Here is a 23,306-nt window from a genome sequence, read left to right on the forward strand (position 1 = left end):
CCCAAGGGGCGGGCGGAGGTGTCACAGCAGGACGCCGAGGAGGGCGTCGGCCGTGTCGCGGAAGAGGGCCGGGGCGCCGGTGTCGGCGCCGCCCTCGGTGAGCGCCCGCTCCGCCCAGGCGTCGAGCGCCGCCAGGGCGTCCGGGGCGTCCAGGTCGTCGGCCAGGCGGGCGCGTACGGTCGCCAGCAGGTCGGCGGCGGCCGGCCCCGAGGGCAGCGCGGCCGCCTCGCGCCAGCGGGCCAGCCGAACCTCGGCGGCGCCGAGTTGGTCGGGGGTGTACTCCCAGTCGCTCCGGTAGTGGTGGGCGAGCAGGACCAGGCGGATCGCCATCGGGTCGTGCTCGGCCCGCAGCTTGGAGACGAAGACCAGGTTGCCCTTCGACTTCGACATCTTCTCGCCGTCGAGGCCGACCATCCCGGCGTGGGTGTAGAAGCGGGCGAACGGCCACTCGCCGGTGGCCGCGTGCCCTTCCGAGGCGCCGCACTCGTGGTGGGGGAAGATCAGGTCGGAGCCGCCGCCCGCGACGTCGAAGCCGGCTCCCAGGTTGGCCAGGGCGATGGCGGTGCACTCGACGTGCCAGCCGGGCCGCCCCCTGCCGAGCCTGGTGTCCCAGGCGGGTTCTCCGGGCCGCTCGGCCCGCCACAGGAGCCAGTCGAGCGGGTCGCGCTTGCCCGGCCGGTCGGGGTCGCCGCCGCGCTCGGCGAACAGCGCGGTCATCTCCTGTTCCGGGTAACCGGAGATCTCCCCGAACTTGGGGGCGGCGGCGCGGGAGAAGTAGACGTCGCCGTCGAGTTCGTAGGTGAAGGGGCCCAGCCGCTCGATCAGCTCGGCGACCTGGTCGACGACCTCGGTGACCCCGACGTACTCGCGGGGCGGCACGACACGCAGGGCCTCCATGTCGGTGCGGAACAGCTCGATCTCGCGCTCGGCGAGTTCCTGCCAGCCGATTCCGCTGTCCTGGGCGCGTTCGAGCAGCGGGTCGTCGATGTCCGTGGCGTTCTGCGTGTAGTGGACCTCGTGCCCCAGGTCGCGCCAGATCCTGCCGACGAGGTCGAAGGCGAGGTAGGTGTTGGCGTGGCCGAGATGGGTGGCGTCGTACGGCGTGATGCCGCACACGTACATGCGGGCCGTGGGTCCTGGATCGCTCTGCCTGACCTGCTGGGCGGCCGTGTCGTGGAGGCGCAGAGGCACGCGTTCGCCGGGAAGCCGGGGAATGTCAGGGGCAGACCACGATCTCATGCCTGTGAGCCTATCCGTCCGGAAACGTCGTCGAACTCGGTGGCCACCCCGTCGGCCGAGATGGTGACCAGGGTCACCGACAGCGACGCGAACACGCGGCCGTCGGGCAGGTCCTGGCGCATGATGAGGGCGCCGGGATCGGCGGACTGGGTGGCGCGGGTCAGCGCCCACCAGTCGTCGCTTCCCGCGAACAGCGGCCGCTGGGCGCGCACGCGCGGGTCGCCGAGGTCTAGGCCGGAGTTGACGATCACGCTGGTGCCCTCCGGAAGGGTGGTGCGCCGCAGGCGGCGACCGTCCCAGCTCCACATGAGGGCGCCGTCCGGGTCGGCCAGGACCAGGTGGAAGGGGTCGTAGCGGGGCAGTTCGACGTCGGGCAGCCCGCCCTCGACGACCGCGCGCAGCGGCAGGTCGCCCCGGGACCTGCGGGAATGCTCGGGCGCGGGGTGTCCGCGCCCGTTGAGCAGGGCGGCGGCCCTTCTGTCCTCGGCCCGTACGGCCAGCCACGTGCCGCCCGCCAGCAGGTCGCGGCCGCCGGTGACGCCCGGGTAGGCGGGCCAGTGCTCGCCTGGCTTCTCCCACGGGCGGCCGGTGAACTCGTCGCGCACGCCCATCAGTCTCAGGGGGTCGCCGGTCTTCACGATCACCGTGCACATGGCGCAAAGGGTAGTAAACGCCCGCAGGCCCCTTAGATAGGGGGCCAGGGGATCGCGGGCCAGTCCTCGGACGGCAGGGGGTGGACGCCGGTGTCGAGCAGCCGCCTGACGCGGGTCCAGGTGGCCTCGACCTCGGCGAGGGTCAGCAGCTGGCGCAGCCGTCTGCCCAGTTCGCCGGACTCGAGGTCGCGGGCCAGGCGGGCGAGGACGACGGCGGCCTCCGGCGCCAGCGGCTTGCCGCGCCACTGCCACAGGACCGTGCGCAGCTTGTCGTCGGCGGCGAAGCAGACGCCGTGGTCGACGCCGTACACGTGCCCGTCGGGCAGCGGGAGCAGGTGACCGCCCTTGCGGTCGGCGTTGTTGACGACGGCGTCGAAGACGGCCATGCGCCGCAGCCCGGGATGGCGGCTGCGGACCAGGCGCATGAGGTCGATCTCGTGCTCGGTGTCGATCCACAGCTGGCACATGCCGGGGCCGAAGGGGCCGTCGCGGTAGACGGTCGGCGGGACGACGCCCCAGCCGGTGGCCTGCGACACCTCGAAGGCGGCGACCTCGCGGGCGGCGAGGGTGCCGTCGGGGAAGTCCCACAGGGGGCGCTCGCCGCGCACCGGCTTGTACACGCACGCGGCCGTGCGCCCGCCCAGGCTGAGCGAGCAGTACAGCGTCATGTTCGTGGCCTCGACCAGCCGCCCCTCCACCTCGATGCGGCCTTCGCGCAGCAGTCTGAGCGCGCCTTCGTCGTGTACGGGAAAGGTCTGTACCGCCTTGAGCACCGGCTCGCGCTCCTGGGCGCTGCTCACGAGGCGCTCTCACCCCCTCGGTATCCGTTGAGACGCACGCACACATGCCCTCTGGCGTCGAGCGGCTGCCCGCAGAGCGGGCAGGGCGCTCTTCCGGCGGCGACGATCCGCAGGGCTCGCTGAGTGAAGGCGCGGGCGGCGCCCGCGCTGATGCGCACCCGCAGCATGGCGGGCTCCGGGGCCGCGGTGTCCTCCTCGTCGACGACCTCCTGGGCCTCGATGACCACCTGGGACGTCTCAGGGTCCCAGGCCAGGGTCATCGTGCCGACGGTGAAGTCCTGGTCGAGCGGGAGGTCGAGCGGGCCGTCGTCGGCCAGGTCGGTGGGCGCGATCGCGGGGATGTGCGCGGTGCCCCCGCTGCGCAGCAGTACCTCGTCGAGCAGTTCGTCGAGCCTGCCCGCGAGCGCGGCGACCTGGACCTTCTCCAGGGCCACCGTGGTGAGCCTGCCCTCGGCGCGCGCCTGCAAGAAGAAGGCCCGCGCGCCCGGCTGCCCCAGGGCACCGGCCACGAACCGTTCTGGTGGGTCGTAGTCGAAGACCGGCATAACCTGACCTTACGTGGTCCCGGACCCGCCGCCGACGGCGGCGTCGCTCCCGGTGGAGTTTTCTCCCCCGGACTTTTCCCCCGCGTCCTCCGCCAGACGCAACTCGCCCATGTCGTTGAGTCTGAGGACGAACGGCCGCAGCGGTGTGTACCTGATCACTGTAAGTGCCGCCGGGTCGCTGGCGATGCGCTGGAAGTGATCAAGATGGAGCCCCAGGGCGTCCGCCACGATCGCCTTGATCACGTCGCCGTGGCTGCACGCCAGGTATACGGCTTTCTCCCCCAGTCGAAGATTCCACTCCCGCACCGCCGCCACCGCCCGGTGCTGGACGTCGGCCAGCGCCTCTCCGCCGGGGAAGACGGCCGCGCTCGGGTGCGACTGGACGACCGGCCACAGCGGCTCCTCGGCCAGTTCCTTCAGCGGCCTGCCGGTCCACTCGCCGTACCCGCACTCGATCAGCCGCTCCTCGGTCACCACCGGGAGGTCGCGGCCCTCCGCCACCGCCGCCGCCGTCTCCTGGCAGCGTTCGAGGGGGCTGGCGACGATCGCGTCCAGGCGGACGCCCGCGATGCGCGCGGCGAGCGCCCGCGCCTGCGCCCGCCCCTCCCCGCTCAGGGACACTCCGGGCGTACGGCCCGCAAGCACCGGTCCGGTCAGATCGGTCAGCCCGTGACGGGCCAGGAGAAGCGTGGTCACCACGCAAGTGTCGCAGGCGTCCTTCCCGGTGTTTCACGGGGTCGGACGGTACCCTGGCGGGATCATGGAGCAGCGCTATGTGGGCCGCAGCGGCCTGTCGGTATCCCGCGTCGGACTAGGCACGATGACGTGGGGCCGGGACACCGACGGCGACGACGCGGCGGCCCAGCTGCGCACCTTCGTCGAGGCCGGGGGCAATCTCGTCGACACCGCCGACGTCTACACCGGCGGCGACGCCGAGCGCCTGCTGGGCCGCATGCTCCGCGACTCCTTCCCGCGCTCGGAGCTGGTGATCTCCACCAAGGCCGTGGTCACCCCGGCGGGGCGGCGGCCCCGTGACGCCTCCAGGCGCCACCTCATCGCCGCCGTCGACGCCTCGCTCAACCGGCTCGGCCTCGACTACGTGGACCTGTGGCAGTTGCACACCTTCGACCCGGAGGTGCCGCTGGAGGAGACGCTGGCCGCGCTCGACGCGATCGTCACCTCCGGCCGGGCCGTGTACGCCGGCGTGTGCGATTACACCGGCTGGCAGCTCGCCGCGGCGGCCGTGGCCCAGCGCAACGCCTCCGGGCGGGTGCCGGTCACCTCCGCCCAGGCCGAGTACTCCCTGCTGGCCCGGGGGCCCGAACGCGAGCTGCTGCCCGCGGCCGAGCACGTGGGCGCGGGCGTGCTGGCCTGGTCGCCGCTGGGGCGGGGGGTGCTGACGGGCAAGTACCGCACCGGCGTCCCGTCGGACTCGCGCGCCGCCTCACCGCATTTCGCCGACTTCGTCCGCCCCTACCTCGACGAACGCAGCAGGCGCGTGGTCGAGTCCGTCACGACCGCCGCCGACGGGCTCGGCGTCTCGCCGCTCGCGGTGGCGCTGTCGTGGGTGCGCGACCAGCCGTGCGTGGCCTCCGCCATCGTGGGCGCGCGTACGCACACGCAACTCAAGGCGATCCTCACGGCCGAGGACCTGGTGCTGCCCCGGGAGATCAGAGAGGCGCTCGACGACGTCTCCTCCCCCGAGTGACCCGCCGGGCACGGCGTCGGCACTCACCGGAACCGGACGGTCGCTCTGCGGAACGAGAACAGCACTCGCGTATCACGCGTCGATACCGAATCGCAACTTTCACCGGAAAAGGACTGCGTCAGGCCCGGGTGTCCATAAAGATTTCCTCCTAGGCCAAACAGGAGGAGCGAATGGGCAGCAGGGCCGCGATCACCACAGGGGTCCTCGCCATAGCGTTGGCGGCCATCCCGGTGGCGGCTCCGTCGGCGGTGGCCGCCGACGACTGCGCGCAGGGCGGCGGGCTGCTCTCGGGGGTGACGGGCGCGCTGTGCGGCGTGGTCGACTCCGTCACCGACACCGTCGACCAGCTCACGGGCAACGCCGTCGAACCGGTCACCAAGGGGCTCGACGACACCGCCGGGGACGTGCTCGGGACACTCGGCGAGGTCGTGCCGACGGCGCCTCGGACGCCGCCGCCGGTGTCACGGTCGCAGCCGTCCCAGCAGCCGCGCGAGCCGGGCACCGGCCGCGACGCCGCCCGTGACACCGAGGGCGACACCGGGCGCGACACCGGTGCCCAGGCCGACGGCGACACCCGTCGGCCGGAGGGGCGGGAGACGGGGGAGTTCACACCCGCGCCGATGCCCACCTCGACACTGCTGCCCGACACTCTCGCCGACGTGTGCCTTCCGGTGCTGGCCTGCGAGGACCAGAGCGTGGGCACGCACATCACGCCGGAGCCCTCCCTGCCCGCCGTGGACGAGCCCCGGCCGGAAGCCGAGCCCGAGGCCACACCGCCCGCCACCCGCGCCCCCGACGAGCGCGACGACGCGGCCGTCATGCCACCGGGGACACCCGCCCAGCCGTCCGGCGCGCCGCATCCCGCACCCGCCGAGCGGCCGGTCAAGGAACGGCGGGCGGCCGACCCCGACGAGACGCGGGTCGATCTGCTGTGGCCGCACCCGTTCGCCGACCGGCTGGCCGTGCCGCTGCCGCACCCCCGGGGGGTGCGGGCGGGCGATCCGGCCTCCGACGCGCTGGGCACGACGCTGACGGCCGTGCTGCTGCTGTCGGCCGTGCTGGCGGCGCGGGTGGTGCAACAGCGCCGCCGCCGGGAGGAGCACGACGCTCTGCCGTTCGACCCGGTACGGGTCCGGGGCAACCGCCACCGGATGGCGTGAGCGCGGGCGGGCCGACCCCACGGCAACCGCCGTCACATGGCACGAGCGGCGTCACGGCGGGGACCGGCGTCGGGGAGGAGCGTCTCCCTCCGAGGCCCTGAGGGGGCGGCGGCGGGTGGCGTCAGGTGGGCCGCGCCGTGACAGCGAGACGCCGTGACGGAGAGTGCCGTGACAGCGGAAACGGGCGCCGTGTCCTGAGACCGGCGCCCGTCGGGCGGTGATCAGCCGCCGATCGCGTGCACCCCGCCGTCGACGTGGACGATCTCGCCCGTCGTCGCCGGGAACCACGGCGACATCAGCGCCACGCACGCCCGCGCGGCGGGCTCGGCATCGGACAGGTCCCACCCCAGCGGCGCCTTGTCGGACCAGGTGTCCTCGAACTCCTTGAAGCCCGGGATCGACTTGGCCGCCATCGTGCGCAGCGGGCCGGCCGCCACCAGGTTGACCCGGATGCCGTGGCGGCCCAGGTCGCGGGCGAGGTAGCGGTTGGCGGACTCGAGGCCCGCCTTGGCGACGCCCATCCAGTCGTAGACCGGCCACGCCTTGCTGGCGTCGAAGTCGAGGCCGACGACCGCGCCGCCCTCCTTCATCAGCGGCAGGCACGCCACGGCCAGCGCCTTGTAGGAGAACGTCGAGATGTGCAGCGCGGTGGCCACGTCCTCCCAGCTCGTGTTGAGGAAGTTGCCGCCGAGCGCGGTCTGCGGCGCGAAGCCGATCGAGTGGACGACGCCGTCGAGGCCGTCGACGTGCTCGCCGACCCGGGCGGCCAGGCTGTCGAGGTGCTCGGTGTTCTGAACGTCGAGTTCGAGCACCGGCGCCGGCTTCGGCAGCCGCTTGGCGATGCGCTCGACCAGGCTCAGCCGTCCGAACCCGGTGAGAACCACCTCGGCGCCCTCGTCCTGCGCGATCTTGGCGATCGAGAAGCCGATGGAGGCGTCGGTGAGGACGCCGGTGACGAGGATGCGCTTGCCGTCGAGGATGCCCATGTTGTCAGTGCCCCATTCCCAGGCCGCCGTCGACGGGGATGACCGCGCCGGTGATGTAGGAGGCGTCGTCACCGGCCAGGAAGCGGACGACGCGTGCGATCTCTTCCGGCTTGGCCTGGCGGCCCAGCGGGATGTTCTTGACGATGGCCCCGGCGTCGAGTTCCGCCGTCATGTCGGTCTCGACGAAGCCGGGCGCGACCACGTTGACGGTGATGCCGCGCGAGCCGTACTCGCGGGCGAGCGAGCGGCCGAAGCCCACCAGCCCCGCCTTGGAGGCGGCGTAGTTGGCCTGACCCGCCTGCCCGGACAGGCCGACGACGGAGGAGATGAGGATGATCCGGCCGCGCTTGAGCCGCATCATGGGCCGGATCGCGCGTTTGGCCACCCGGAAGGCGCCGGTCAGGTTGGCGTCGAGGACCTCGGTGAAGGTCTCCTCCTTCATCATGGCGAGGAGGGTGTCCTTGGTGATGCCCGCGTTGGACACGAGCACCTCGACCGGGCCCTGCTCGGCCTCGACCTTGGAGAAGGCGGCCTCGACGTCGTCCGTGCTCGTCACGTCGCAGCGGACGCCGAACAGGCCCTCCGGCGGCTCTCCCGAGCGATAGGTGACGGCGACGGCGTCGCCCGCCGCGGCGAGTTCGCGGGCGATCGCGAGGCCGATGCCGCGATTGCCTCCGGTGACGAGTACTGAGCGTGCCATGGTTCCTGACGCTATCCGCTACTGGCGGGTATCCACTTGTCCGGGACGGACAAGATCACAGGGTTAGGATCGTCGACATGCGTCAAATCGACCCCGACTTCCTCGCGTTGCCGTTGCGGCGGCTCGCGGACGCCGCGCTCCAGCGGGCCCAGGACCTGGGCGCCGAGCACGCCGACTTCCGACTCGAACGCATCAGGGGCGAGTCCCTGAGTCTGTACGACACCAGGCTCGAAGGCGCCGTCGACGCCGACGACCTCGGCTTCGCCGTCCGCGTGGTCAAGGGCGGCACCTGGGGGTTCGCCTCCGGGATCGAGCTGACGCCCGAGGCGGCCGCGCGGGTGGCCGAGCAGGCCGTGCGCGTGGCGGAGGTGAGCGCCCCCATCAACCGCGAGCCGATCGAGCTCGCCCCCGAGCCCGTGTACGGCGAGGCCGTGTGGGTCTCGCCGTACGAGATCGATCCGTTCGACGTGCCGTCGAGCGAGAAGGTCGCGCTGCTGGCCGACTGGTCGGCGGGCCTGCTCAAGGGCGCCGACCACGTGGCCGCGCACCTGCTCCAGGTCAAGGAGCAGAAGTTCTACGCCGACACGGCGGGCACCGTCACGACACAGCAGCGGGTGCGCGTGCACCCGGTTCTCAACGCGATGAAGGCGGGCGAACACGTCTTCGACGACATGTCCACGATCGCGCCGCCGGTCGGCCGGGGCTACGAGTACCTCACCGGCTCCCACTGGGACTGGGCGGGCGAGCTGGCCCAGCTGCCCGAGCTGCTGGCGGAGAAGCTCGCGGCGCCGTCGGTCGAGGCGGGCGACCACGACCTGGTGATCCACCCGTCCAACCTGTGGCTGACGATCCACGAGTCGATCGGCCACGCGACCGAGCTCGACCGGGCGCTCGGCTACGAGGCCGCCTACGCGGGCACCAGCTTCGCCACCTTCGACCAGCTCGGCGAGCTCGTCTACGGCGCGCCCTCGATGAACGTCACCGGCGACCGCACCGTCGAGCACGGCCTGGCCACCATCGGCTACGACGACGAGGGCGTCGCCGGGCAGAGCTTCGACATCGTGCGCGACGGCGTCCTGGTCGGCTACCAGCTCGACCGGCGCATGGCGCTGCTGAAGGGCTTCGGCCGCTCCAACGGCTGCGGCTTCGCCGACTCCCCCGGCCACATGCCGATCCAGCGCATGGCCAACGTCTCGCTGCGGCCCGAGCCCGGCGGCCCCTCGACGGAGGAGCTGATCTCGCGGGTGGAGCGCGGCCTGTACATCGTCGGCGACAAGAGCTGGTCGATCGACATGCAGCGCTACAACTTCCAGTTCACGGGCCAGCGCGCCTACCGCATCGCGGACGGGGCCCTGGCCGGGCAGGTGCGCGACTTCGCCTACCAGGCCACGACCACGGACTTCTGGCGGTCGATGGCGGCCGTCGGCGGGCCGCAGACGTACGTGCTCGGCGGCGCCTTCAACTGCGGCAAGGGCCAGCCGGGCCAGGTCGCACCGGTCAGCCACGGCTGCCCGTCCGCGCTGTTTCGCGGCGTGCGCATCCTCAACACCGTCCAGGAGGCCGGCAAGTGATGACTCCCCAGGAGATGGTGGACAGGGCGCTGGAGCTGTCGGAGGCCGACGACTGCGTCGTGATCGCCGACGCCGACTCCTCCGCCAACCTGCGCTTCGCCGGCAACACCCTCACCACCAACGGGGTGTCCCGCTCGGCGCGGCTCACGGTGGTCTCGATCGCGGGCGCGGGCGTCGGCGTGGTCTCGCGCGCCGCCGTACGGGCGGACCAGATCGCCGACGTGGTGGCCGCCGCCGACCGGGCGGCGCGTACGGCCCGGCCCGCCGAGGACGCGCGGCCGCTGGTGTCCGGCGTCCCGGCCAGCCCGCACTGGCAGGACCCGCTCACGCCGACCGACATCGGGGTGTTCGAGCGGTTCGCGCCCGCGCTGGGTGAGGCGTTCTCCGCCGCCGAGGCGGGCGGCAGGCGCCTGTACGGCTTCGCCGAGCACACGGTGACCACGACGTTCCTCGGCTCGTCCACCGGGCTGCGGCTGCGCCACGACCAGCCGACCGGGCGGCTGGAACTCAACGCCAAGTCGGCCGATCTCAAGCGCTCGGCGTGGACGGGCGTGGCCACGCGCGACTTCTCCGACGTGGACGTGGCCGCACTCGACGCCTCGCTCGCGGTGCGGCTGGAGTGGGCCAAGAACCGCGTCGACCTGCCCGCGGGCCGCTACGAGACGCTGCTGCCCCCTGGCGCCGTCGCCGACCTGATGATCTACGCGTACTGGTCGGCGGGTGCGCGCGACGCCCTCGACGGGCGCACGGTCTTCTCCAAGCGGGGCGGCGGCACCCGCGTGGGCGAGCGGCTGTCGCCGCTGCCGCTCACGCTGTCGAGCGACCCTGCGGCCGCCGGTGTCGAGTGCGCGCCGTTCGTCGTCGAGCGCTCCTCCGGGCGCGCGGCCTCGGTCTTCGACAACGGCCTGCCGCTGGCGGCGACCGACTGGGTGTCCGGCGGCACGCTGTCGGCGCTGCGGCAGACCCGCCACTCGGCCGAATTGAGCGGCCTGGCCGTGACCCCCGCCGTCGACAACCTGCTGATGCGCGGCGGGGCCGACGGACGCTCCCTGACGGAGATGATCGCGGCCACCGAGCGCGGGCTGCTGGTCACCTGCCTGTGGTACATCCGCGAGGTCGATCCGCAGACGCTGCTGGTCACGGGGCTCACCCGCGACGGCGTCTACCTGGTGGAGAACGGCGAGGTCGTGGGCGAGGTGAACAACTTCCGCTTCAACGAGAGCCCGATCGACCTGCTCGGGCGCGTGTCGGAGGTCGGTGCGGCGGAGCAGACGCTGCCGCGCGAGTGGAACGACTACTTCACGCGTACGGTGATGCCCGCGCTGCGGGTGCCCGACTTCAACATGAGCACGGTCAGCCAGGCCAGCTGAGGCCGTACGGGGAGCGCACTCGCCCGTGGCGGGTGCGCTCTCCGCTTCTCCGGGTTCAGGCGTCTTCCAGGCGGAAGCCGACCTTCATCCCGACCTGGATGTGGGCCACCTCGCCGTCTTCGAGGTGGCCTCGGATCTCCGTCACCTCGAACCAGTCGAGGTGACGCAACGTCTCCGAGGCCCTCTTGAGCCCGTTTCGCACGGCTTGGTCGATGCTCTCCCCCGACGATCCGACTATCTCGGTCACCCGATACGTTCGATCCGTCATCTCCGCATCCTCCTTACTCGAAGGCCATGATCGCATGACCGATAGCAACCGCCCCCGCCGAGGTCTACCGTGGGAGGTATGAAGGGGTTGCTCAGGCGCAAGGTGGTCCATCAGGTGACGGACGCGCAGCCCTCGCTGAGCCAGGACATCCACAAGCGCGAGATCAGCTACCTCATCAAGATGGGCATCCGCACGATCTGCCTGATCCTGGCCGTGGTGGTGCCGCTGCCGTGGCCGTACCGGCTGCTGTTCATCGCGGGTGCCGTCTTTTTGCCATACATAGCCGTTATCGGGGCCAATGAGAGATCCAAGGATGTCCCCCCGCCGACCTTTCAGGGGCCGGAAGCTAACCAAAGCGAGATACCGATGCACCGACGCGAGATCGGGTCGTGACTAAGTCTTGACGCATCCCACGGGTTGTAGGTGTACGCTTTAGACAAGCGCTCCGGTCCCCCGTCGGAGCGCTGGTGCCGGCGTTCCGGGCCCCCGTCGGAACGCCGATGAAGCGACGCCGGGTGGTTTGCCCCCGTAACCACCCGGCGTCGCCCTTTTCTCCGTCAACTCACCGCCAAGTGACTGTCTTGTAGCCGTTGCGCGGGAGTCCATGGGTAGGAACGCTTTCCCGAAGTCGTTTGCATAAAGTCTTCAGGAAACTCACAGGAAATCCTCAGGTTTCCCGGCACAGCTTGACCGGTGGGAGTTCACGGCAGTGATCCCACCAGGTCAGGCCGTCCCGCGAGCGCCCTCCCGGGTCAGCTCTCCTCGCGCGGCCAGTCACGGGCGAGCGCGGCCAGCCGGGCGGCCGCGTCGCCGGGCGCGGTGCCCGCCCCCTGGGCCAGCCCCAGCAGGTACGCCGTGAGGGGCGCCGCCGGGCGGGCCACCCCGTGGGCCACCTCCTTGGTCAGGTCGAGGATCAGGTCACGGTCCACGGTGGCCGGATCCACACCCAGTTCCTCGCACACGAGCGCGGTCCACTCGGCGAGCACGTTCATCTCCGCCTCCTCAAGGTCGTCCACAGTGTCGCAGTCGAACCACGGGCGGCCGGGCAGCGCCACCCGTACCGGTCGCAGCGGGCCCATCAACCCACGCAGCGACCTGCCGGTGTAGGCGGCCAGTGCTTCGGCCAGCACCGGGGTGTGCCAGGCTCCCAGCAGCCACTGCTCCCTGCCCGCCTCGTCCACGGCCACGGCGCCGGTTCGCGGGGCGGCCGCCAGCAGGGCCCGCACATGGGCGGGGCGCAGCAGCGGCAGGTCTCCGGCGAGCAGCACCACCCAGGGGGCCTCGACCTCGGCCAGGCCCGCTCTGAGGGCGGGCACGGGGCCGCCGCCGCGCGGCTCCTCCAGGACGTACCGGGCGGCGGGCCTCGGGCGTCGCGGACCCACCACCACGAGTCGCCGGCTGCCTGCCACGGCTTCGGCGACGCGCTCGATCATGGGACGGCCTGCGACGGGCAGCGCGGGCTTGTCCACGCCCCCGACCCGCCGCCCCGCGCCCCCTGCCAGGACCACCGCGTCGAACAGCACGCCCACACGCTACCGACCGCCCGGCTCCGCACAGGACATCCGGGCGGAAGGGGGTGGTGGTGCTTCGGTCGGCGTGGATCTGGCCGCCGACCGGCTGACGGCGGGAGGTGGAGCGGGCGCCGTTCGGGTGGCTCACGGGGCGGCGTGGCGGTGGGGTGGTGTGGGAGGAGTGGCGCCCTGGAGGCCGTGCAGGGGGCGGGCGGGAGGCGGTGGGGCCGGCTTGGCCGTAACGGATGTGAGTGCTGTAGAGCGGATGGAGTCAGATGCGGGTCAGCCGCCGATGGCGGACATCGGACGGGCGGGCTGGAGGAAGGCCGGGTCGTCGATGCCGTGGCCCGGGAGCTTCGTGGCGACGGCGGCGATCCACCGGGCGGCGAGTTCGTCGTCGCCCGCCCCGTCGCGCATCGCGGTCTTCAGGTCGGACTCCTCCCGCGCGAACAGGCAGTTGCGCACCTGCCCGTCGGCCGTCAGCCGCACCCGGTCGCAGGCGCCGCAGAACGGCCGCGTCACCGAGCCGATCACGCCGACGCGCTCCGGGCCGCCGTCCACCAGGAACCGCTCGGCCGGGGCGCTGCCGCGCTCCTCCGGGTCGTCGGGGCGCAGGTCGAACTCGGCCTTGAGCATCGCGAGGATCTCGTCGGCGGTGACCATGTCCTTCCGGCTCCATCCGTGCTGGGCGTCGAGCGGCATCTGCTCGATGAAGCGCAGTTCGTACCCCTGCTTCAGGCAGTATCTGAGCAGCGCGGGCGCCTCGTGGTCGTTGATCCCGCGCATGAGGACGGTGTTGACCTTGACCGGCCGCAGCCCGGCCGCGTCGGCGGCGGCCAGGCCCGCGATCACGTCGTCGAAGCGGTCGCGGTGCGCCAGTCGCTTGAAGGTGTCGCGCTCCAGGGTGTCCAGGGAGACGTTCACCCGGTCCAGTCCGGCCTCGGCCAGCGGCGCGGCCAGCCGGGCCAGGCCGATGCCGTTGGTCGTCAGCATCACCTCGGGGCGCGGCGACAGCGCGGCGGTGCGAGCCACGATGTCGACGAGTTCGCGGCGCAGGAGCGGTTCCCCGCCCGTGTACCTGACCTCGGTGACGCCGAGGCGCTCGACTCCGATCGCGACCAGGCGGACGATCTCGTCGGCGGTCAGCAGTTCGGGCTTGGGCAGCCAGTCCAGGCCCTCCGGCGGCATGCAGTACGTGCACCGCAGGTTGCACTTGTCGGTCAGGGACACGCGCAGATCAGTCGCTACCCTTCCGTACGAATCCCTCAACATCGACCTCATACGGCTCACCTTACGACAATCTGTTCGTAAGAGGGCGATCGTCCCGGTCAAGGTAAAATGTGTGGGATTTCCTTCCTGGTCGCGCCACACTGATCACCTGACCGGGAAGAAGGAAACCGATGTCACCGAACCAGCCCGCGCCCAACCTGCTGTCCTGGGCGAGCGAGATCGACGAACGCGCCGTCGAGCAGGCGGCGCGGACGGCCCGGATGCCGTTCGTCGCCGGACACGTGGCGCTCATGCCCGACGCGCACGTCGGCATCGGCGCGACCGTCGGCTCGGTGATCCCCACCGAGAACGCCGTCATCCCCGCCGCCGTCGGCGTGGACATCGGCTGCGGCATGGTCGCCACCGAGACGACGCTCACCGCCGCCGACCTGCCGGAGACGCTGGCGGCGCTGATGCCGATGATCGAGCGCCGCATCCCGGCCACCGTCGGCAAGGGCGGCGCGGACCCCGTGGTCGACCGCGCGCTCGGCGGCCTGGGGTTGCCGCACACCGGCCTCGACGAGCGCCAGACGAAGAAGGTGGCCGACCAGTTCGGCACCCTCGGCTCCGGCAACCACTTCGTCGAGGTCTGCCTCGACGAGCGCGACCGGGTCTGGACCGTCCTGCACTCGGGCTCGCGCGGCATCGGCAACCAACTCGCCACGATGCACATCAAGCTGGCCAAGCAGGCGATGCGCCACCAGGAGGTCGCGCTGGAGGACACCGACCTCGCCTACTTCGCGCAGAGCACGCCGGAGTTCACCGCCTACATCGAGGACATGCTGTGGTCCCAGCGCTACGCCATGGCCTCGCGGGCGCGCATGGACACCGTGCTGGTGGAGGCGCTGTTCCAGGTCGCGGGCCGCGGGCAGCGGGTGCGGACGATCAACTGCCACCACAACTTCACCCAGCGGGAGACGCACGCCGGCCGGTCGCTGTGGATCACCCGCAAGGGCGCGATCAAGGCCGCCGCCGGCGACGAGGGCGTGATCCCCGGCTCGATGGGCACCCGCTCGTACATCGTGCGCGGGCTCGGCAACCCGCTGTCGTACGACTCGTGCGCGCACGGGGCGGGCCGCCGGATGTCGCGCACCCAGGCCAAGCGGGAGTTGTCGGCCTCCTCCCTCAGGGCCGCCATGCGGGGGCGCACCTGGAACGCCGACCGGGCGGCCGCGCTGGTGGACGAGCACCCTGAGGCGTACAAGCCGATCGACCGGGTGATGGCCGACCAGAGCGACCTCGTCGAGGTCCAGCACACCCTGCGTCAGATCTTCAACTACAAGGGCTGACACGCGACGGCGCCCGGCCCCGGGGAACCGGGACCGGGCGCCGCGCGCTTCAGGCGGGTCAGTAACGCTTGATGACCTTCACCCAGTCGTAGGCCGCGGAGGAGTCGAGGTACCTGCCGCCCTCGTAGACCGCACGCCAGGTGCCGGACTCGTAGGCCCGCGCCGTGGTGTAGAAGTAGCCGTCGTGGTCGGTGCGGACCGAGTCGACGTACTCCCACCGGCCCGAACGGTCGGACTTGAACTGGATCTCGATCCGTCGGCCGCCGAGCCAGTCCCAGCCTCGGTCCTCACAGTGGTCGGGCCGGATGACCGCGACGACACCGTCGATGTAGTCCTCGTCACAGCGGACGGACAGCTTGCCGCTGAGCGAGAGCCGCTTCTTGTACCAGATCGGCTCGGGTCCCGCGTCGAACGACAGGCGGGTGTAGCCGCTCTCGTAGTGGGACCCGTGACGGCCGTAGTCACGGTCGTCCAGGCCGGTGCTGGGAGGCGCGGCCATCGCCGGCGCCGCGGTCGCCAGGACGGCGAACCCGACCGCAGCCGCCGCGGCGGCGGCAGCGAGGCGTCTCATCATCTAGGAACTTCCTCTCCCCGTTGAACGGACGCACCCCGGGGCAGAGTGCGTCAAGGACAATGACGACAGGGGGTAAAGAAATGTTTTCCCGAAGATGATCACGATTGTGCAACAAACGCCGCCGGTCGGGTTTATCCGACCGAATCTCACAACACCTGACACACTATTTAGCCATTTATCCGATTTGTCGTATTTGTGAGTACTTAGTGGCGTAATGGGTGGTTCCGGGGAAGGAAGCGCGCCATTGGCCCCGCACCCTGCCCTCCACCGTGCGGGTGAACGCGCCGGTGGTCGTCGTGGTGGCCGCCGCCATGAGCTGCCACACGTCGTCGGCGTCCCTGCGGTAGTGGATCTCCATCCGCTGGTTGCCGTAGGGCGAGTAGTCCGTGTAGCCCTCCGGGTCGACGCGGGTCAGCACCCCGCGCAGCTTCACGGCCCGCTCACCGGGCACCTTCAGCGCCGTCACCGACGTGAGCCTGGTCTCGCGCCGCAGCTTGAACGACTCGTAGGCCGTCACGGTCCGGCCGTCGGCCGCCTTCGCCGTGGCGGCGATCGTCCAGACGCCGGAGGGGTAGTAGCGGTTGAGGCCCTTCTCCGGCAGGAAACGCCAGGTCTCCGCCCCGTCGTCGTCCTGCGGGCCGACGGCGGTGCCCGTCCACCCGGCCGCCACGCGCCGAGCCCCCGCGTGCCCGGCCGAGATGCCCGGCCGGGCCGAGACCGTACGGGCGGCCGGGCCGCGATCCGGCGCCGCCAGGGCCTCCGTACAGGACTCCGGATGCCGGACTGGCACGAATACCCCCTCTTCGCCCGTCAGGGCCTTCTGAGGGGCGTTCAGGGCCTCCTGGGCCCCCGCGAGCGCCTGAGCGCCGGGGTCACCCCCCGACGGACCGGGGACGGCGGGCGCGAACCCCCCGGCCATGTCGCCCACGGCCGAGACCCCCGTGAACGGAGCCCTGACCGAGGTGTCGGACGACGCCACCACAGCGGGCGCCTCCTCCGACGGCCTGGCCACGGCCACCACCCTGGCCCCCGTCCCTGCCACCGCATCAGACGGCGCGGCGGAGATCACGGCGCCGGAAGGCGTGGCCGCAGGCGGCTGGCCGGACTCCGGCTGTCCCTCCGGCCCGGACCGGGGCGGCGAACCGGGCTCGACCTTGACGGTCACCCCGTCCTGCCCGCCCACCCCCGTGGCGACGACGTCGATGACGAGACGGACCGAACCGCTGGCCCCGACGACCGGTTCGGCGGGCCGTACGACGATCTCGCGGATGGCGAGCTCGTCCTGGGCCGCGGCGGGCACGGGCCCGAGCAGGGGCGCGGCGAGCGCCCCCGCCGCGAGCGAGGCGAGAAGGCTGTTGCTGGTCATGATCGAGACGGTAGGAAGCGTCCGGTAATGACCAGGGACAGGACACACGCCCCGATCGGCAAAGCCGCCTCAGGTGCCGTAGAGGCCGTCGATGACGTCGGCGTACTTGGCGTGGATGACCCGCCTGCGCAGCTTCAGGCTCGGCGTCAGCTCCTGCGTCTCGGCCGTCCACTCGGTTTCGAGCAGCGCCCACCGCTTGACCTGCTGCACCCGGGCCAGCCGGGCATTGGCGGCGTCGACCGCGGCCCCGACCTCCTTCAGGACCGCGTCGTGCGCGGCCAGCTCGGCCGTCGCGGAGAAGCCGATGCCGCGCGAGCGCGCCCAAAACGGCGCGCTCTCGCCGTCGAGGGTGAGGACCGCGACGGGGTAGGGGCGCAGGTCGCCGTAGACGAGGGCCTGCCCGATGAGCGGGTGCTCCTTGAGGTGGGCCTCGATGACGGCCGGCGAGATGTTCTCGCCACCGGAGGTGATGATCAGTTCCTTCTTGCGGTCGACGACACTGAGGAAACCGTCGGCGTCGAGGCTGCCGATGTCGCCGGTGTGCAGCCAGCCGTCGCCGTCGATGAGCGCCGAGGTCTCCTCCGGGCGGTTGAGGTAGCCGGCGGTGTTGAGCGGGCTGCGGGTGAGGATCTCGCCGTCGTCCGCGACCCGGATCTCGACACCGGGCTCGGGGAGACCGACGGTGCCGAGGCGGTAGGCGTCCGGGCTGTTGACGGTGACGGCGGCGGTGGTCTCGGTCATGCCGTACACGTCGACGACCTTGAGGCCGAGCCCGGCGAAGAAGCGCTGCACGTCGAGGGGCAGCGGCGCGGCGCCCGTGGGGGTCCACTCGGCGCGGTCGAAGCCGATCAGGGCGCGCACGACCGACAGGATCTCGGCGTCGGCCCGCTCGTAGGCGGCGCGGATCTCGGGGGTGACGGCGCCGCCGTACTGACCGGCTTCGATGTAGGCGAGGCCGGCCGCCATGGCGGCGCGCACCCGGTCCTGCTGCTCCTGCGGCTGGGTGGCGAGCAGGCCCTGGAGCCTGCCCATCATCTTCTCCCAGACGCGGGGCACGCCGAAGAACATCGTCGGCCGCACCTGGCCGATGACGGCGCCGAGCGTCGACAGGTCGGTGCAGAAGTGCACGTGGGAGATCTGCACGAGCGGCAGGTAGAGGCTGAGGACGCGTTCGGCGATGTGGGCGTAGGTGAGGTAGGAGATCTGGGCGCCGTGCGTCGACAGCGGCAGCCTGCGCGCGCTGGCCTCGATCTCGTACAGGACGTTGCGGTGGGTGAGCGGCACGCCCTTGGGCATGCCGGTGGTGCCTGAGGTGTACAGGACGGTGAGGACGTCCTCGGGGGCGACGGAGCGCCAGCGGGCCTCGACGCCGGCGGGGTCCTCGGCCAGCCGGCGCTCCCCCTCCGCGAGGAAGTCCTCCCACGACAGGAAGCGGGGGTCGTCCCTCGGCGCCCCGTCGAGCATGACGATCCGCCGCAGCCCGCCCAGTTCGCCGAGTACGGGCAGCCAGCGTTCGAGGTCGGCCGGCCCGCCGAGTACGGCGAAGCGCGCGTCGACGTCACCGGCGACGTGGGCGACCTGGTCGGGCGCGAACGTCGAGTAGACGGAGCAGCTCACCCCGCCCGCGTGGACGGCGCCGAGGTCGGCGAGCACGTGCTCGGTGCGGTTGGCCATCATGAGCGCGACGACCTCGCCGGGCCGCAGGCCGAGTCCGGCGAAGGCGGCGGCGATGCGCAGCACGCTCTCGCGGGCCTGGCCGTAGGTGAGGGTGTCCCATCCGCCGCCGGGCGCGGGATCGGAGTAGGCGGGGGAGCCGGGATGGTCCCGGGCCACGCGGTGGAGATGCTCACACAGAGTGAGGCCGGCGATGCTCGCCTCGATCTCGGCACGGACTTCAAGGATCCCGGTCATGCAACCGCCTCCAGACAGTGCGCTGGTCGGATGCATCGCACCACACGGGGCAAAGGGCGGCAAGAGCCCTGCGGGGCAGTAACCGGTCCGTCACGTACAGTGGTTGATCACATGCTTGACGCGGCGTTCGGGGGACGTGCATGAGCGAGGGCGGCAAGACCTTCTTCGGCCATCCGTGGGGTCTGGCGACCCTGTTCGGCACGGAGATGTGGGAGCGCTTCAGCTGGTACGGCCTGCGCGCGATCCTGGCCACGTTCATGGCGGCCTCCCCCGCGGTCGGCGGCCTCGGCATGACGGAGGAGACCGCGCAGGCGGTCGTCGGTGTGTACGGGGCGCTGATCTACCTGGTGGCGCTGCCGGGCGGCTGGGTGGCCGACCGGATCCTGGGCGCGCGGCGCTCGGTGTTCTGGGGTGGTTTCGTCATCATGCTGGGCCACATCAGCATGGCGGTGCCGGTGCGGGGTCCGGCGTTCGTCGCGCTGGGCCTGCTGCTGATCATCGTGGGCACCGGCCTGCTGAAGCCGAACATCTCGGTGATGGTCGGCAAGCTGTACCGCGACGACGAGGACGCCCGCCGCGACTCCGGCTTCTCGCTGTTCTACCTGGGCATCAACCTGGGGGCGTTCTTCGCCCCGATCGTCGTGGGCTGGCTGGCCGCCGACAACCGCTGGCACCTGGGCTTCGGCGCGGCGGCGGTCGGCATGGCGCTGGGCCTGCTGCAGTACGTGCTGGGCCGGGAGAACCTGCGCGGCGTCGGCGACCGGCCGGGTGAGCCGCTCACCCCCGGCGAGCGCACGCGGGTGCTGCGCCTGATGCTGCTGTGCGCGGCGCTCGCGGCGCTCGCGCTGGGGGTGTGGGCGGCCTCCGGCACCTTCACCCTCGACGGGTTCACCCTGGTCGTGACGGTGATCATCCTGGCCGTCCCGATCGTCTACTTCTCCTACGTCATGTACGGCCCGCACGGGCTGAGCGACGACGAGCGCTCGCGGATGAAGGCCTACATCTGGCTGTTCGTCGCGGCGGCCATCTTCTGGATGATCTACGACCTGGCGCCGAGCAAGCTGCTGTTCTTCGCCCAGAACAACACCGACCTGACCCTGTTCGGCGTGCAGATCCAGGCGGCGACCACGCAGGCGTTCAACCCGCTGTTCATCATGATCTTCGTGCCGTTCTTCGCCGCGCTGTGGCTCAAGCTGGGCAACCGGGTGAGCACGCCGCAGAAGTTCGCCTTCGCGCTGATCATGATCGGGCTGAGCTTCGTGGTGATGTCGGTGGCCGCCAAGCTCGCCGAGAGCGGCCGGGTGAGCGTGTGGTGGCTGGTGCTGGTCTACCTGATCCAGGTCTTCGGCGAGCTGTCGCTGAGTCCGGTGGGCCTGTCGGTGACGACGAAGCTGGCGCCGCAGGCGTTCAAGGGGCAGATGCTCGGGGTGTGGTTCATCGCGGTGTCGGTGGGCGACGCGGTGGGCGGGCAGACCGGACGGCTCAGCCGGGTGATGCCGGACACCGCCTACTACCTGGTGCTGGCCGCGATGGCGATCGTCGCGGGCATCGCGCTGCTGCTGTTCGTGCGCAGGCTCAGGGAGATGATGGCCGAGCACCATGTGCCGTCTGTGCCCCCGATCCGGTAGAAATTTCCACCGTGTCAGAGATTCTCGACCTGGCCGGCATCTTCGTGTTCGCGCTGACCGGGGCGCTCATGGGAGTGCGCAAGCGGCTCGACGTGGTCGGCATGGCGGTACTGGCGGAGATGACCGCGCTCGGCGGCGGTGTGGTCCGCGACCTGATCCTGAACGTGCGCCCGGCGGCGTTCGTGAGCCTCGGGTACGTGCTCGTGCCGCTCGCCGCGACGGTCATCGTGGCGTTCTGGCATCCGCACGTGGCCAGGGTGATGCCCGCGATCATGGTGCTGGACGCGGCGGGCCTCGGCCTGTTCAGCGCGGTCGGCACCGAGAAGGCGCTCGACTACGGGCTCAACCCGCTGCACGCGGTGCTGCTCGGGGTGACAACGGCCGTGGGCGGCGGCATGCTGCGCGACATGCTCGCGGGCGAGATCCCGACGCTGCTGTACGACCGGCAGTTGTACGCGGTGCCCGCGATGGCGGGTTCCGCGGCCATGGCCGGGCTGTACGTGACCGACCTGCACGGCTGGCCGGCCACGCTGGCGGCGGCGCTGCTGGCCTTCGGGCTGCGCATCGCGGCGATGCGCTACGGCTGGCGGGCGCCGCTGGCGCGCGGGGTCAGACCGTCGGAATGAGTGTGTCGGCGGGACGGGGACCTACGGGCCCCCGTTCGCGGGCCCTGGCGATGCGTTCGACGGCGTCGGCCAGCACCTGCGGCGGCTGCGTGTACGGCAGCCGCAGGTAGGACTCCAGGGTGCCCTCCAGCCCGAACCAGGGGCCGGGGGCCAGCCGTACGCCGTGGTAGGCGGCGGCCTCGGCGAGGGCGGTGGAGCTCTCGCCCGGCTCCAGGCGGATCCACAGCGTGCCGCCGCCGGGCGGCAGGCTGAAGGCCCATCCGGGCAGGCGCTCGCGCAGCGCGCCCGCGAGCGCCTGCCGTGAGACGCGCAGGGTGCGGCGCCGCTCGGCGCGGGTGGCCTCCAGCCGGTCGAACAGGCGCGCGACCACGAGTTGCTCCAGCACCGGGCTGGCGATGTCGATGGCGGCCCGGTGCTGGGCCAGGCGGCGGGCGAGGGCGGCGGTGGTGCGGATCCAGCCGATGCGCAGCCCGCCCCACCACAGCTTGGAGGCCGAGCCGATGGTGACGACCCGGCTGTCGGTGTCGAAGGCGGCCATGGGCGCGGTGCGCGGCAGGTCGTCGAGGGCGAGTTCGGCCCAGGTCTCGTCGATGAGCAGTGTGGTGCCCGCACGCCGAGCGGCGCCGGCGACGGCGGCGCGGGTGGCCTCGTCCATGAAGGCGCCGGTGGGGTTCTGGAAGTCGGGCATCAGGTAGGCGAGCCGGGCCGCCGACTGCCGCATGGCCCCGGCGACCAGGTCGGGCCGCCAGCCCTCGTGGGAGACGCCGACGGGCACGATGCGCCCGCCGTGCTGGCGGGCCACGTCCATGGCGTGCGTGTACGTCGGCGACTCCACGATCATCGCCTCTCCCCGCCCGAGCAGGACCCCGGTGACGAGTTGGAGGGCGTGCTGGCTGCCGGTGGTGATGAGGATCTGCTCGGGCCGGGTGGCGACGCCGCGTTCGGTGTAGTGGGCGGCCACCCGTTCGCGCAGCTGGGGCAGGCCCATGGGGTGGTAGCCGTTGCCCATGCCGTGGCGGGCGACGTCCTGCGCCGCCTCGGTCATGGCCTCGTGGAGCAGGCTGGGGGCGGGCGGGGCGGCGCAGTGCATCTGCAGCAGCCCGTCGTCGCCGGTGGACAGCCACGGGTTGTCGGCGAGCTCGGCGGGGTCGGGCAGCGCGGTCCAGCTTCCCGCGCCCTGCCTGCTGTCGAGGTAGCCCTGCTCGCGCAGCAGGTCGTAGGCGGAGGTGACGGTGGTGCGGCTGACGTCGAGGGTCTCGGCGAGGTGGCGTTCTGCGGGCATGCGCACGCGGACGGGGATCTGCCCGTCCATGATGAGCGCGCGCACGGACCCGGCGAGGGCCCGGTAGTAGGGGCGGGCCCCGCGTGGCACGTCCACGAGCCTGGCCACCTGGGTCGCACTCAGATACCTCATAAGACCAATTTTCGTGATTGGCTCTGTTATGGCAAGCCGGGGACCTGCCATGGTGTGGCCACTATGAGCCATCAGACCGCTCCTGGCGTGGGGTCGCTGCCCTCCCGGCTGGCCCGCCTCTACTGCGGCCTTGCCCTGTACGGCCTCGGCGTCGCCCTGCAGATCAGCTCCGGCCTCGGTAGCAGCCCATGGGACGCCTTCGCCCAGGGACTGGCCCTCAGGACTGGGCTGACCATCGGCACGATGATCATCGTGGTCGGCGCCCTGGTCATGCTGCTGTGGATCCCGCTCCGGCAGAAGCCGGGCCTCGGCACCATCAGCAACGTCCTGCTCGTCGGCCTGTTCGCCGACGCCGCCCTCTGGCTGCTGCCCGCACCGCACCACTGGAGCCTGAGCTGGGGCTACACGCTGGGCGGCGTGGTCGTGATCGCCTTCGCCACCGTCCTGTACATCGGCGCCGGAATGGGTGCCGGCCCGCGCGACGGCCTCATGATCGGCCTGGTGCGCCTGGGGCTGTCGGTCCGGCTGGCCCGCTTCCTCCTGGAGGCGAGCGTCCTCACCGCAGGGTGGTTGCTCGGCGGGGTCGTCGGCCTCGGCACGCTGGTGTTCGCGCTGGCCGTCGGCCCCATGACCCAGCTGTTCACCCGCTGGTTCCCCCTGAACTGACCTCGGGACAGCGGTCTGCGATGACGCGACATCGCCGACCGCTGCCCCGAGG

The 23,306-nt window shown here is 71.8% G+C and carries 23 protein-coding genes; 9 read left to right on the forward strand and 14 right to left on the reverse strand.

The window, feature by feature from the left end; translation table 11 throughout:
* Positions 1 to 21: 21 nt before the first annotated feature.
* From mshC to ABD120_RS08650, 5 genes are read right to left on the reverse strand one after another with little or no spacing between them, the layout of a single operon-like run.
* The gene (gene mshC, locus ABD120_RS08630; RefSeq protein WP_343949201.1) at positions 22 to 1,239 is read right to left on the reverse strand and encodes a cysteine--1-D-myo-inosityl 2-amino-2-deoxy-alpha-D-glucopyranoside ligase; all 1,218 of its coding nucleotides are present in this window, start codon (positions 1,237 to 1,239) and stop codon (positions 22 to 24) included.
* Positions 1,236 to 1,892, reverse strand: coding sequence for an NRDE family protein (locus ABD120_RS08635; RefSeq protein ID WP_343949202.1), 657 nt, complete (start codon positions 1,890 to 1,892; stop codon positions 1,236 to 1,238). Before ABD120_RS08635 ends, mshC begins: the two co-directional genes overlap by 4 nt.
* 32 nt (positions 1,893 to 1,924) lie before the next feature.
* Positions 1,925 to 2,665, reverse strand: a complete 741-nt coding sequence (locus ABD120_RS08640) for an SCO1664 family protein (RefSeq protein WP_343949321.1) — start codon at positions 2,663 to 2,665, stop codon at positions 1,925 to 1,927.
* A 23-nt stretch (positions 2,666 to 2,688) separates the two neighbouring features.
* Positions 2,689 to 3,237: a DUF3090 domain-containing protein gene (locus tag ABD120_RS08645; RefSeq protein WP_343949203.1), complete on the reverse strand. Its 549-nt coding sequence runs from the start codon at positions 3,235 to 3,237 to the stop codon at positions 2,689 to 2,691.
* A 9-nt stretch (positions 3,238 to 3,246) separates the two neighbouring features.
* The gene (locus ABD120_RS08650; RefSeq protein WP_343949204.1) at positions 3,247 to 3,933 is read right to left on the reverse strand and encodes an MSMEG_4193 family putative phosphomutase; all 687 of its coding nucleotides are present in this window, start codon (positions 3,931 to 3,933) and stop codon (positions 3,247 to 3,249) included.
* A gap of 64 nt (positions 3,934 to 3,997) precedes the next feature.
* Between ABD120_RS08650 and ABD120_RS08655 the strand changes: the two genes are divergently transcribed.
* On the forward strand, positions 3,998 to 4,945 hold the full coding sequence (locus ABD120_RS08655; protein WP_343949205.1) for an aldo/keto reductase: 948 nt from the start codon (positions 3,998 to 4,000) through the stop codon (positions 4,943 to 4,945).
* A 170-nt stretch (positions 4,946 to 5,115) separates the two neighbouring features.
* Entirely contained in the window at positions 5,116 to 6,105 is a 990-nt protein-coding gene (locus tag ABD120_RS08660; protein ID WP_343949206.1) for a hypothetical protein, read from the forward strand.
* A gap of 221 nt (positions 6,106 to 6,326) precedes the next feature.
* Here the strand turns inward: ABD120_RS08660 and fabI are convergent, their stop codons facing one another.
* Entirely contained in the window at positions 6,327 to 7,091 is a 765-nt protein-coding gene (gene fabI / locus ABD120_RS08665) for an enoyl-ACP reductase FabI (RefSeq protein WP_343949207.1), read from the reverse strand.
* A gap of 4 nt (positions 7,092 to 7,095) precedes the next feature.
* Positions 7,096 to 7,791 (reverse strand): beta-ketoacyl-ACP reductase, encoded by a 696-nt coding sequence (locus ABD120_RS08670; protein WP_343949208.1) that lies wholly within the window; start codon positions 7,789 to 7,791, stop codon positions 7,096 to 7,098.
* Positions 7,792 to 7,868: 77 nt separating this feature from the next.
* Here ABD120_RS08670 and ABD120_RS08675 point away from each other — a divergent pair, with 77 nt between their 5' ends.
* Together ABD120_RS08675 and ABD120_RS08680 are read left to right on the forward strand one after the other, a co-directional pair.
* Positions 7,869 to 9,362: a TldD/PmbA family protein gene (locus ABD120_RS08675; RefSeq protein WP_343949209.1), complete on the forward strand. Its 1,494-nt coding sequence runs from the start codon at positions 7,869 to 7,871 to the stop codon at positions 9,360 to 9,362.
* On the forward strand, positions 9,362 to 10,732 hold the full coding sequence (locus tag ABD120_RS08680) for a metallopeptidase TldD-related protein (protein ID WP_343949210.1): 1,371 nt from the start codon (positions 9,362 to 9,364) through the stop codon (positions 10,730 to 10,732). The genes ABD120_RS08675 and ABD120_RS08680 overlap by 1 nt, the downstream gene beginning before the upstream one ends.
* 55 nt (positions 10,733 to 10,787) lie before the next feature.
* Here ABD120_RS08680 and ABD120_RS08685 read toward each other — a convergent pair whose 3' ends face one another.
* Entirely contained in the window at positions 10,788 to 11,000 is a 213-nt protein-coding gene (locus tag ABD120_RS08685) for a dodecin (RefSeq protein WP_343949211.1), read from the reverse strand.
* A 78-nt stretch (positions 11,001 to 11,078) separates the two neighbouring features.
* Between ABD120_RS08685 and ABD120_RS08690 the strand changes: the two genes are divergently transcribed.
* Positions 11,079 to 11,393, forward strand: a complete 315-nt coding sequence (locus ABD120_RS08690) for a DUF3099 domain-containing protein (protein ID WP_343949212.1) — start codon at positions 11,079 to 11,081, stop codon at positions 11,391 to 11,393.
* 359 nt (positions 11,394 to 11,752) lie between these two features.
* On the opposite strand, the gene ABD120_RS08695 is transcribed toward ABD120_RS08690, so the two are convergent.
* Both ABD120_RS08695 and moaA read right to left on the reverse strand, forming a co-directional pair.
* Positions 11,753 to 12,523 (reverse strand): NTP transferase domain-containing protein, encoded by a 771-nt coding sequence (locus tag ABD120_RS08695; RefSeq protein WP_343949213.1) that lies wholly within the window; start codon positions 12,521 to 12,523, stop codon positions 11,753 to 11,755.
* A gap of 270 nt (positions 12,524 to 12,793) precedes the next feature.
* Positions 12,794 to 13,783: a GTP 3',8-cyclase MoaA gene (gene moaA / locus ABD120_RS08700; RefSeq protein ID WP_343949322.1), complete on the reverse strand. Its 990-nt coding sequence runs from the start codon at positions 13,781 to 13,783 to the stop codon at positions 12,794 to 12,796.
* A 128-nt stretch (positions 13,784 to 13,911) separates the two neighbouring features.
* Between moaA and ABD120_RS08705 the strand changes: the two genes are divergently transcribed.
* Positions 13,912 to 15,069, forward strand: coding sequence for an RtcB family protein (locus ABD120_RS08705; protein ID WP_343949214.1), 1,158 nt, complete (start codon positions 13,912 to 13,914; stop codon positions 15,067 to 15,069).
* A gap of 58 nt (positions 15,070 to 15,127) precedes the next feature.
* On the opposite strand, the gene ABD120_RS08710 is transcribed toward ABD120_RS08705, so the two are convergent.
* The 3 genes from ABD120_RS08710 to ABD120_RS08720 form a co-directional block, all read right to left on the reverse strand.
* Positions 15,128 to 15,643 carry a hypothetical protein gene (locus ABD120_RS08710; RefSeq protein WP_343949215.1) on the reverse strand — a complete coding sequence of 172 codons (516 nt, stop codon included), beginning with the start codon at positions 15,641 to 15,643 and terminating at the stop codon, positions 15,128 to 15,130.
* A gap of 175 nt (positions 15,644 to 15,818) precedes the next feature.
* Positions 15,819 to 17,009, reverse strand: coding sequence for a hypothetical protein (locus ABD120_RS08715; RefSeq protein ID WP_343949216.1), 1,191 nt, complete (start codon positions 17,007 to 17,009; stop codon positions 15,819 to 15,821).
* 69 nt (positions 17,010 to 17,078) lie between these two features.
* A complete protein-coding gene (locus ABD120_RS08720) occupies positions 17,079 to 18,920 on the reverse strand; it encodes an AMP-dependent synthetase/ligase (RefSeq protein ID WP_343949217.1) in 1,842 nt (613 codons plus the stop codon).
* A gap of 140 nt (positions 18,921 to 19,060) precedes the next feature.
* Between ABD120_RS08720 and ABD120_RS08725 the strand changes: the two genes are divergently transcribed.
* The gene (locus ABD120_RS08725) at positions 19,061 to 20,548 is read left to right on the forward strand and encodes a peptide MFS transporter (RefSeq protein WP_343949218.1); all 1,488 of its coding nucleotides are present in this window, start codon (positions 19,061 to 19,063) and stop codon (positions 20,546 to 20,548) included.
* An 11-nt stretch (positions 20,549 to 20,559) separates the two neighbouring features.
* Positions 20,560 to 21,174, forward strand: coding sequence for a trimeric intracellular cation channel family protein (locus ABD120_RS08730; protein WP_343949219.1), 615 nt, complete (start codon positions 20,560 to 20,562; stop codon positions 21,172 to 21,174).
* On the opposite strand, the gene yczR is transcribed toward ABD120_RS08730, so the two are convergent.
* Positions 21,158 to 22,588: a MocR-like transcription factor YczR gene (yczR, locus tag ABD120_RS08735; RefSeq protein WP_343949220.1), complete on the reverse strand. Its 1,431-nt coding sequence runs from the start codon at positions 22,586 to 22,588 to the stop codon at positions 21,158 to 21,160. The genes ABD120_RS08730 and yczR overlap by 17 nt on opposite strands.
* Before the next feature lie 63 nt (positions 22,589 to 22,651).
* Here yczR and yczE point away from each other — a divergent pair, with 63 nt between their 5' ends.
* Entirely contained in the window at positions 22,652 to 23,254 is a 603-nt protein-coding gene (gene yczE / locus ABD120_RS08740) for a membrane protein YczE (protein WP_343949221.1), read from the forward strand.
* Positions 23,255 to 23,306: the final 52 nt, after the last annotated feature.

Source organism: Nonomuraea longicatena (assembly GCF_039525605.1).
Lineage (GTDB): Bacteria > Actinomycetota > Actinomycetes > Streptosporangiales > Streptosporangiaceae > Nonomuraea > Nonomuraea longicatena.